A 10,190-nucleotide genomic window follows, 5' to 3' on the forward strand; every position below is an offset into this window, starting at 1 on the left:
TTATTAATTTTGGTACTCAAGATAATGCACCTGATGAGGTGCGAATTAAAACAGCTGAGAACACTCTTGGTTTACAATTTACCTCTTCCTATAAGAATTTTTTAAAAAATTATGGAGGAGGAGAAATAGGAGGTGAAGAAATATTCAGTATTTATGAAATCTGTTCTGGTATTCCTGCTGGTGATATTGTTTACCGAAATTTACTCGATAGAAGAGATGGTTTTACGCATCCCAAACAGCTTGTTGTCTGCACAACTGATTTTGGTGAAACCTTTTATTTTGATTATACGCAGTTTCGGGATGGTGAATGCCCACTCTATCTCAAGTTTCCACGTGATGATCCCCAGTATTACGCAAGTAATTTTTATGAATTTCTCTGTAAAAGAATTAAAGAGTATGCGGGGGAAAATTCATGAAAACCTAAACCTTGGATGATGTTATACAACTAGTTGTTAAATAGGATAATTGTTATTTATAGTCTGTTATGAAAACATCTAAAGAGAGAATAATAATTATAGAGATCAGCAAAATCCCTTTTAATAGACTTTTGTCATTTTTGTCAGTTCATTCTAGCCCCTATAGTATTTTTTTTAATGAGAGAAAATTAAAAACATTATATTTCAATGTGTTAAGATTTTACAGATCTTTAAAAAACAACCTCTATTGATAATACAACCTCTAAATTCAATCAATAATATATGTTTTGAGGGGGGGGTTACGATTTTTACACCTTCAAAACCTATAAGAAAATGAATATATATAACTTTGTTTAAACAAAGCTTTTGAAAACAATAAAACTATCATTTTAGATTACGGTATAACCTCTTAAAGCCAATGTAAAAGAAGCGTATTCTGTTAAGAGTGGATTTCTTAAAAATCTTAAAGCAATCAAAATAAGAGTATCTAAAAGTGCAAATGATTTCTTTTTAGAATAATGCATATAAACACTCTTTTTAAAGATTATATCTAATCAACTTAACAAGAGAGGTATAGATTATGGTTATAAGCTCTATACCCCTTATGAGTTTATCATACCCGTTATGTGAGCATGCTTTATAAGTTATTCAGTTTCTCTAATTTCTAATTTTGGTAAATTCTTAACGATTTTCATTGTCTCTAAACTTACAGTAATAACCCTTTGGAATAACTCTAATGGATAAGCAGGGTTGCCAATGGTTTCAACAGCATAACGATTGGCATCATTTACAATACCACTCTTTTTATCAGTCTTAACGCATTGACGCCCCATAACCCATTCAAGAGCGGGCTTGCCATTGACGATATACTCATAAGCCTCAAGAGGGATATCTGTCATGATGATATTGCTGTTATAAATGACAGTTGATTTATCTTTCTCTTTACCTGCTTTTGCGAATTTCATTTCTGTAACGTAATAGAATTTTTCAGAATTAGAGATCTTTGTTAATTTGGGATTACCCTTTTTAAAGGTCACTGGATAAGGCTCTACATCTTCATAATTTACGTGCAAATGACCGAGTTTACGCCCCGCTGTTACAAATTTCCAAAAATCATCAGCAGTTTTTACACAAGGAATGCGAGGCAACTCTTTACATAAATTATGAGCATAACGGGTACGGTAATCTTCTGAGTGTAAGATTCCATAAACGTAATAGAACAAATCATCTTTCGTAATAGTTTCATTCGGATAAGCTGCTTTAAAATGTTCTAATCCCGCATCTGTAATGGCATCACGGCGTTGTAAAGCAGAGGTTTTGTTTTCTTCTGTAGAGTTTGTAAATAAATGAGTTTGTTTCTTGTTTCTATCTTTTGAGACCATAGTGTCTTCATAAATATATCTTGGAAAGCATTGACTATTATCAATTACACATACGTCAGGCAAATTTTTAGTCATAAGAACAGAAAAGCCACTTCGTGCTCCCATAGAAGAAACTTGTATTGCTTTATTCTTTACTGCTTGCACTATAGGGAATATACGCGTTTGGTAAGCCCCATCACAGTTAAGAGCAGAATCACTATAAAGCCATTGCCTTGTAAAAGGACGATACAAACTTTTGGTAAGACAATTTTCCTTAAAGTTTAAAAACTTTCTTTTTACTAAATCTTTTTTAAGATTATAACTCCAACTTATCTTTTTCTCATCTGTATTGATAAAATCATTTACAGCCTTTTCACGTATTTTATGATCAGTATGTGGAGTATCATTAAACCGTTCTACTTCGCTATTATAGAATGTAATCATATTATTCATGTTTTTCTTTAAAATTTCACGGTTTGAGTTATATGCCCACGCATCACGGCTCGTCATAATTCCACGAGAATAAGTTTCAAAAAGCTTTTTATCATGCCCTCTTTTAACGCCTAAAGCTAAAAATGCGTTGAAACTGTCATCACGTTGATGAATCCAGTCACCATGCTTGTCTGGTGTAATTATTTGCCAGCTTTGTTCATGGGTAATACCATCAATACTGCAAAATTCGTCAAGGATCTCAAGTTTCCTTTTAGTTGTAAGATTACTACCAATGTCGTGATAGTAAATTTTACATGATTCAGTCACATTGGGATTTTTGATAAAGAGCGTTATAGCGATACCAGTCATACTACCATTGCCAAAAACATTTTCTCCTTCTTGAGCAGCACCATTACTTAACATATTTTTACGAATATCCCCCCGTAAATTAAGCACATAAATACTCGTAAATTCTTTGGCTAAAGATTTTCGTAAACTGTCCATTGTTGACTTTTCTATATAACCAGAACCAGAAACAAAACCAATTACCCCCGCATTATCAATACGGTCACTAGCCCAACGGATAGCACGAATATAGCTATCATAAAGTGCTCGTATATTCGTTACTTTCGATTGAGCAGCATAAGTTTTACGGATACGTTCATCTAATATGGGATAAGGGCTGTTTTTTGCATTATCATTTTCGTTCTTTTGTCCTACGGAATAAGGAGGATTGCCAAAAATAACTTTGATATCCAGTTTTTTCTGGTGTTCCAAATATTCACTGTTTTCTTTAAATAATTTTTGTAACAAGTCTTTCTTTTCAAGCATCCGAAACGTATCAGCCAAACCAATATGCTTGAAAGGAATATACTCACCTTTCATAAGACTATGATAAGTCGATTCAATGTTAATCGCTGCTATGTAATAAGCGAGTAAGACAATCTCATTGGCATGGATATCATGACGGAATTTATATTCCATATCCTCTGGTTTAATGAGATTGGATTGTAAAAGCCTTGTGATAAAGGTTCCTGTTCCCGTGAAAGGGTCAAGAATGGAGACACCCCGTGAACCCAAGCTTTTTCCAAATTCATTGCGTAAAACATCATCAACAGAATGAATGATAAAATCCACTACCTCAACGGGCGTATAAACAATCCCAAGCCTATCCGTGGTTTTCTTAAATGCCTTGGTAAAAAAATCTTCATAAAGCTTGATAATAAGGTTTTGTCTTGCTTGGGGGGAGGTAATCCCAGAGGCACGGAATTTCACACTGTCATAAAACTCTTGTAACTCTTTTGATACTTGCTTGATATTGGTTTTATCCAACTCAGCTAAAATCTTTTCCATCGCTTGTGAGATAGCATTGTTTTGTACAAATTCATTGCCATCAAACAAGGCTTCAAACACGGGACGCGTGACAAGATGTTGTCCTAACATCTCAAGCGCTTCCTCTTGTTTGATTTCACTGTTTAAGTTGTTTTTTAGTTCTTTATGAAAGCTCTCAAAAGCATGATAGGCTTCACTGTTTTCATCAGCAAGCAGGTTTTGAAGATGGGTGATATGGTTTTGAGCAATCTCAGCAACATTACCCGCCCAATTTTCCCAATAATCCGCAATGGCAAATTTCTTCGCAAGAAGGGTTTTAAGGGCATTGGGAAACTCTTTATAAAAGGGCAATCTCATTTGCCCTTTATAACTATGCTGCGGTTCAGGAGCGGCTTTTCCAATCTCAAGCCCCATATGTTCTGATTTCTCATGGATATGGAGTTTATCCTCAATCGCGGTCATGCTCTTTAAGGCAGCAATCTCCAAAACATCACTAACGTCTTGACCTAAAATCATCTGGTTAAGGGTGATTTCAAAATTCTCATCATGAGCAAGCAAAGCATTGATCACTTGCCAGACAACACTGTATCTTTTGTTATATTTTAAAGCCTGTTCAGCAGAAACCCCAGCAGGAATCCCAACAGGTAAAATGATATAGCCTCTTTTTTTGCCCCGTGCACGACGCATGATCCGCCCCACCGCCTGTATCACATCTACAGGACTTTTACGCGGGTGTAAAAACATAATGGCATCAAGAGCAGGGACATCCACCCCTTCAGACAGACATCTTACATTGGTGAGTACACGGCAGGTATTTTCCCCCGCATCTTCCTTAAGCCAATCAAGGGCTTTATGACGTGTTTTGGCACTTTGTGTTCCATCAATATGATCAAAGGTACAGTCAAGAGGCGGGGTCTCTTTATAGATCTTATGAAGATCATACAATTCTTTTTGTATTTCTTGAGAATTGAAGGTATCACGGATACGTTCAGAGGTTTTGATATCTTTACAAAAAGCCAAAGCCCGCCGCATGGGATTAGGGTCATCACTCAGATCGACCTTTAGATCTATTTTAGCAAGGGCTTGATAACAGCCTATGATTTTGGTTTTATCATCAAGGATAAGTTCATAATTCTCATCGGTCATCAGATGTTGAATGGATTGACTGACTTCCTCTTCATTAACACCCAAAACAATAATCTTATAAGGTGCTAAAAGTTCATTCTGAACGGCTTTTGAGAAGCTGTAGGTATAAAGTTCTTTTCCATAGAGCTCTTCATCATCCATAGAGGCGAGAACGGCATTGATCTCATCGGCACGTCTTTTGGCATCATCGGTAAAGATCTTAGGCGTTGCTGTCATGTACAAGCGTTTTTTGCCTTGAATGATACTGTTATCATGAACCTTGATAAATTCAGATTCATTATCCTCTGTTCCCAATGAAGCCCCAGTGGTTCTATGGGCTTCATCACAAATGATCAGATCAAATTCGGGTAAATCATACTTTTTTTGTGCATCGGAAATCAGTTGGATTGAATGATAAGTGGAAAACACTACGGTCATCAGATCATGGGAAACCTTACCCGCTTTGCTAGCCAGTTCTTTTGCATCAGTTGTTGCAGGCAAGGCAAGATCAGAGCTATCAAATTCAAGAGCATCATTTTTATTATTCTTACGACGTTTCCCCACTTGTGTATCCGAACACACAGCAAAGGAACGCAAAGGCACTTCTGTATCTTCTGTCCATTCACGGATTGTTTGAGAGATAAGAGCAAGAGAGGGCACCAGAAACAACACACGCTTGCCTTTCCCTGCTATGGTTTCTGCTATCTTCAAACTGGTGAAAGTCTTGCCCGTACCACATGCCATAATTAGCTTGCCACGGTCTGCTTCTTTTAAACCTTCACAGACTTTCTCAAGGGCTTCTTTCTGATGATCTAAAAGCTTTTTTTTCGGTTTCTCTTTAAGGACGGCTTGTCCTTGTTCTTTATAAGCCCCCCAATCGATTTGACTGTTTTCCAAATCAAAAAGGTTTATGCGTTGAATACGAACTTCTTGACCTTCACAAGTCAGTTCAACATTGTCACTCCAATCTGTTTCGGTGCTATCAACCAGTATACGACGGGTGAAGATCTTTTTGCCCGAGGCAGCGATAAAGCTATCAATATCTTCTTTTTTAATTATGTGAGAGGCGTTATAGCATTTACATTGAATGGCAGCATAACCTCCTTCATCACGGATTGTCGCCACCAGATCAATCCCAATATCCGTTCCATCTTCATCATGCTCTTGCGCCCATTCCAAATAAGTTTGAACCTTTTCGTATTCTTGCTTTTGAAGAGGGTCTTCACTCAAATAAACCATGACAAGGTTTTCAAACATGGTTCCTAATTCACGGGGTGATTTTGATTGTTCGCGATAATATTCCAACAGAGAGCGTAAAGTGACGTGTTTGTTATCAGAATAATGAGGGCAAGACATAAAGGATAAGCTCCATGACAATAATGCTAGTGATTAATTCTTTTCAAAAGAATCAAAATGAAGCTTATTAAATCCATTTTGAACGAATTGAGAAAAAATGCAGAAAAATGCATAAAAACGGATAAATTTTTTCAAAAGGGGTTTTTAAAGGTTGTTTATCCACAGCCCATGGCATGGAATAAGATCAGCAAAGTAGTAAAATTTGCTATTCGTTTCACGGATTAATCAAGATAAATGCACTTATGTTCTTTAAAATATCAGAATGAGTATTTTGATAAGTTTTATGAAGCATTATTTTGTCAGTTCAATTTACTGACACATAACTGACAAGTTTTATTCAACTCACATCATTGATTATCTTTAAAGATTGTAAGATTGATATGGGTTATGTTTTAAAGACATTAACCTATTGAAAAATAATGTTTTTAATTTTTACTCATTTGAAAAAATAATATAGGGTCTAAAAGGAACTGACAACACTGGACAAAACTCTTCCTATAAGGTTACTCAGATCATTATCTTTGGAGAAAAATTCCTTGATAGGAATGCCATTAACAAAGAGTTTTGCCTCTTTGAGTAGAAAGTTTTTAAAAAAGGTTTCTTTATTGTTTTATGCTGTTGGTTTTGACAAAAGGATTCCATTCATAATAGGCGCTAGGGTGTCCACTTGTCTGATGTGTTATAAACTTTTTCGAAGATGATTAGAACAGCATAAAAGCTCTAAAGCTTGCGTGACAGCTTCTTTGTCTTTTAAAGAACGCCAACATCGTCTATAGATATCTCTTACTGTATTACACATCCGGTTTATTAAAGGGAACGACTTTATCAAACGAAAAATCTATACCGATAGCTTTGGTTTGCATTTTTTCGTAGAGCTTGCGCATAACCGTCATATTTTCTTTACGCACATCAATAATTGATTTTTCAATTGACGTTAAACGAGATTTATCTAAGTTTCCTAACCGTGCATAATGGGATGCCATTGCTTGGCGCGCTTCATCGTAAGGCAATCCGCCTTTACGATTTTTGGGTAAACTATAAGCCTCATTTACCATCTTATATTGCGCAGGATTACTAACAAGAATTACGTGCTTCTTAATAACATCTATTTCCATTAATGCTGTTTTAAGACTACTAATCATAGCCTTACTATTGGCATATCTAAGCAAATCGTTTTCTACAAGACTACGTTCTGTACCAAGAAGTGATGATAAATTACCGCTTTTCCCAATGTTACGAAGATAATTACACAAATCACTTCGCACACCATATAGTTTTTTGGTCATCAATGCTTCATCAAGACCTTTTACATAGTTATTTTCGCGAACAAAAATACGTTCTAACTCCTCAAATTCTTTAGAAATGATGCCCCCCTATGATAACATCTTTATCTAACCAATCGGGACCATATTCTTTATCCGCATCTTTAGTAGAAAATCCCATATCACGAATAAATTGTGCCCCATGTCGCTTTTTAAGAAACAGTAGTGTATGTGCTGGAGGCTCGGTCATTGCTAACCATTCCCATGCCGTTTTGCTATCGTTAGCACGATCCGCCGCTTCTGATTCAGCAGTATAAATACAGTTTTGATCTAAACCACCTGCTCGTAACTCCTCACGTTCAGCATCAGTCATATAACTTTTGGGTAATTTCTTTTGCATAGGAAATTCCTTTCTGTAATCTGTTTTAAAATATTAATCTAATGGTTAAATCTGATCAATTAAATTTCCTATGAACTTTTCAATTTGTTGTTGAAATGAAAATAAGATATCTATTTCTATCTTTGATCATTTTGATTGTTTGTCTCAAAGAAAATTATCGTTTTTTCTGATACTAATATATACACTTAGATTGACGTTCTTTATTGAACATGACAAAATTTTACACATATTTACGAGTTTCTTGTGATGACAAGATACAGAAAATCAAAAACTTGGATTGTTAGAATACGCTAACAAAAATGGTTTTGTTTCACTCCATATTGAAGAGAAACTGTGAATAGAAGGAAAGGTTGGTGCTTTAATCGAAAGAAAAGAGCAGGGGATTGTTATTGACATTTGAGTTTTTTGTATAGCCGATTTTCTCTTGATGTTTTAGAATTTCTTAAAGATGTTAGTGAGCATAATTTAATAAAGTCCACCAATTTATTAAGGGATAATAACCTATCATCATGAGCAGGGCAACGGGCGGTTCCATAACGCCCATGCCAAACCCTCGACACAGCACGTGTAATACCCTGCACATTCTTAAAAGAATATATCATTTTAAATCCTATAACGTTGCTGTTTTGCTTGTTCGATTACATTGAGAAGATCCGATTGTAACCAACGGGATAAAAAACCAAATTTTAAAGGTTTTGGGAGAGAGCCATTGGTAACATGACGGCGGAATGTTGAGACACTCATATGAAGCAATTTTGCACTTTCACGGTCAGTTAAAAGAATATCATTTTCTGTCATTCTAAAATCCTTTTATTTTCAAAAAATAGAAACAAATCATGCCTATTTATTAAGCACATTTTGGTTTATTTTTGAAGGTATTTTATTTATAGAAAACAATATTTTATCATATAATTTCTGATGTGATAATTTATGAGTCTTATTGAGAGAGAATGAGAGAGAAGAGAGATAAAGTTATCCACAGATAATGGGGTTATTCACCCCATATCTTAAGATTGCCCGGTGACATAAGCCGCCCATTTATCCATATAGACACGGCGCTGTTCTAGATAGTCAGTCCGACGATAGGCACGCTCTACTTTACCGCCCACTGTATGAGCTAGAATAGTTTCAGCGACCTCATAGGGGGCATCGGTTGTTTCAGCGAGCCAATCGCGTAAACTAGAACGAAATCCATGGGGACATGCTTTTACTCCAGTTTGTTGCATGTATTGTGACATATTATTCTCACCGAGAGGACCTCGACCAGTTGCAGAAAAAAAGAAATCATTACGAGAAAGCAGACGCGCTTGTTCAATAATTTTCAGTGCTTCTGTTGATAGAGGCACGCGAAATTCTGTTGTAGCATCACGCCTTCCTTTCATATTCTCAGCAGGGATAGTCCATATATCCCCCTCAACTTGATCTTCACGAATATGACGCAAGGAATTGGTACGAACCCCTGTAAGGATAAGCAGACGCAAAGCCAGTTTTGTTAGGGTTGATGCTTCACAAAGTGTTTTATAAAAAGCCGGTACATCTTTCCAATCCATAGCTGGTCTATTAGTGACCTTATGACGTTGTTTTCCTAAGAGAGCTTTTGTTTTTTCTATTGCCTGTAAGTCAACATTCAATCCTAGAGCAGCCGCATGTTTAAGACACATATTGAGACGTTTCAGTGCAGCATGAGCTGCTCCAGCTTTTGTATGCCAAATAGGAGCGAGGGTATTGCGTATCTCTATTTGCGTAATCTCAGAAACGGGAACACAACCTAACTTAGGGAGAATATGAAGGCGTAATGGTAAAAACCAATCACTAGCCTTACCATCATTCTTTAATTCAGCTTTACGACTTTCAAAAGCATCTAGAGCAATGTCTTTTAAATAATGGAGATTACGCATTGCTTCATGCTTTTGTTTATTGCGTTCTTTAATGGGGTCACGACCCTCACGTAAAACAGCACGCCATTGATTTGCACATTCGCGAGCTTGTTTTAAAGAAACATCTCTCAAGGCACCCAAGCCCATTTCGCGGCGGCGCCCGTGAATGGTATAGCGATAAAGCCATTGAGCACCTCCATCTTTACGCTTATGAAGTAACAAGCCAGCACCATCATTATATTTGCCAACTCCCAATGTTGCGACAGATCTTGCATTAAGACGGTTCATAAGAGCCATTTTTAGTCCTTTCTTATACAGTTTTTACCCACACACCAGCCCCGCTTTTGACGTGCAAGGGAATGGTTTTGATTGATTCAAGATAAACAGCTTTGAAATGAGAGAATCTTACGTTATTCGGGACTCTCATTCAATATGAATAACGCTAGATTATCATTATAAATCAAAGTGTTATCCGAATAAGAATACACGTCTTTTGAAAGAAGCAATTCTTAAAGCTGCTGAATTGGCAGGCAATAAGTATGGCAAGGAAGGACTGATTTCTTATCTCGAAAAGCAGGCAATAAGATGCCCCGCGGCTTATTTAGCGTTGCTTGGTAAGATCTTGCCTT

7 protein-coding genes are annotated in these 10,190 nt (G+C 36.4%); 2 read left to right on the forward strand and 5 right to left on the reverse strand.

Annotated features, from left to right (window positions below; genetic code table 11):
• The first annotated feature begins 2 nt into the window (after window positions 1–2).
• Window positions 3–416: an SMI1/KNR4 family protein gene (locus tag PVV66_RS08605; protein WP_273719405.1), complete on the forward strand. Its 414-nt coding sequence runs from the start codon at window positions 3–5 to the stop codon at window positions 414–416.
• Between the two features lie 644 nt (window positions 417–1,060).
• Here the strand turns inward: PVV66_RS08605 and PVV66_RS08610 are convergent.
• The 5 genes from PVV66_RS08610 to PVV66_RS08635 all read right to left on the reverse strand — a co-directional run bounded on the left by PVV66_RS08610 (window position 1,061) and on the right by PVV66_RS08635 (window position 9,858).
• A complete protein-coding gene (locus PVV66_RS08610; RefSeq protein WP_273719406.1) occupies window positions 1,061–6,022 on the reverse strand; it encodes a type ISP restriction/modification enzyme in 4,962 nt (1,653 codons plus the stop codon).
• 791 nt (window positions 6,023–6,813) lie between these two features.
• On the reverse strand, window positions 6,814–7,308 hold the full coding sequence (locus PVV66_RS08615) for a hypothetical protein (protein WP_273719408.1): 495 nt from the start codon (window positions 7,306–7,308) through the stop codon (window positions 6,814–6,816).
• 70 nt (window positions 7,309–7,378) lie between these two features.
• Window positions 7,379–7,684 carry a hypothetical protein gene (locus PVV66_RS08620; RefSeq protein ID WP_273719409.1) on the reverse strand — a complete coding sequence of 102 codons (306 nt, stop codon included), beginning with the start codon at window positions 7,682–7,684 and terminating at the stop codon, window positions 7,379–7,381.
• Window positions 7,685–8,287: 603 nt separating this feature from the next.
• Window positions 8,288–8,482 carry an AlpA family transcriptional regulator gene (locus PVV66_RS08630; RefSeq protein WP_273719410.1) on the reverse strand — a complete coding sequence of 65 codons (195 nt, stop codon included), beginning with the start codon at window positions 8,480–8,482 and terminating at the stop codon, window positions 8,288–8,290.
• A 209-nt stretch (window positions 8,483–8,691) separates the two neighbouring features.
• Window positions 8,692–9,858, reverse strand: coding sequence for a site-specific integrase (locus PVV66_RS08635; protein ID WP_273719412.1), 1,167 nt, complete (start codon window positions 9,856–9,858; stop codon window positions 8,692–8,694).
• A gap of 139 nt (window positions 9,859–9,997) precedes the next feature.
• Between PVV66_RS08635 and PVV66_RS09690 the strand changes: the two genes are divergently transcribed.
• Window positions 9,998–10,190 (forward strand): hypothetical protein (locus tag PVV66_RS09690; RefSeq protein ID WP_273719413.1); only part of this gene is annotated, 193 nt, incomplete at its 3' end.

It is taken from the genome of Bartonella sp. AU16XJBT, from assembly GCF_028618665.1.
Lineage (GTDB): Bacteria > Pseudomonadota > Alphaproteobacteria > Rhizobiales > Rhizobiaceae > Bartonella.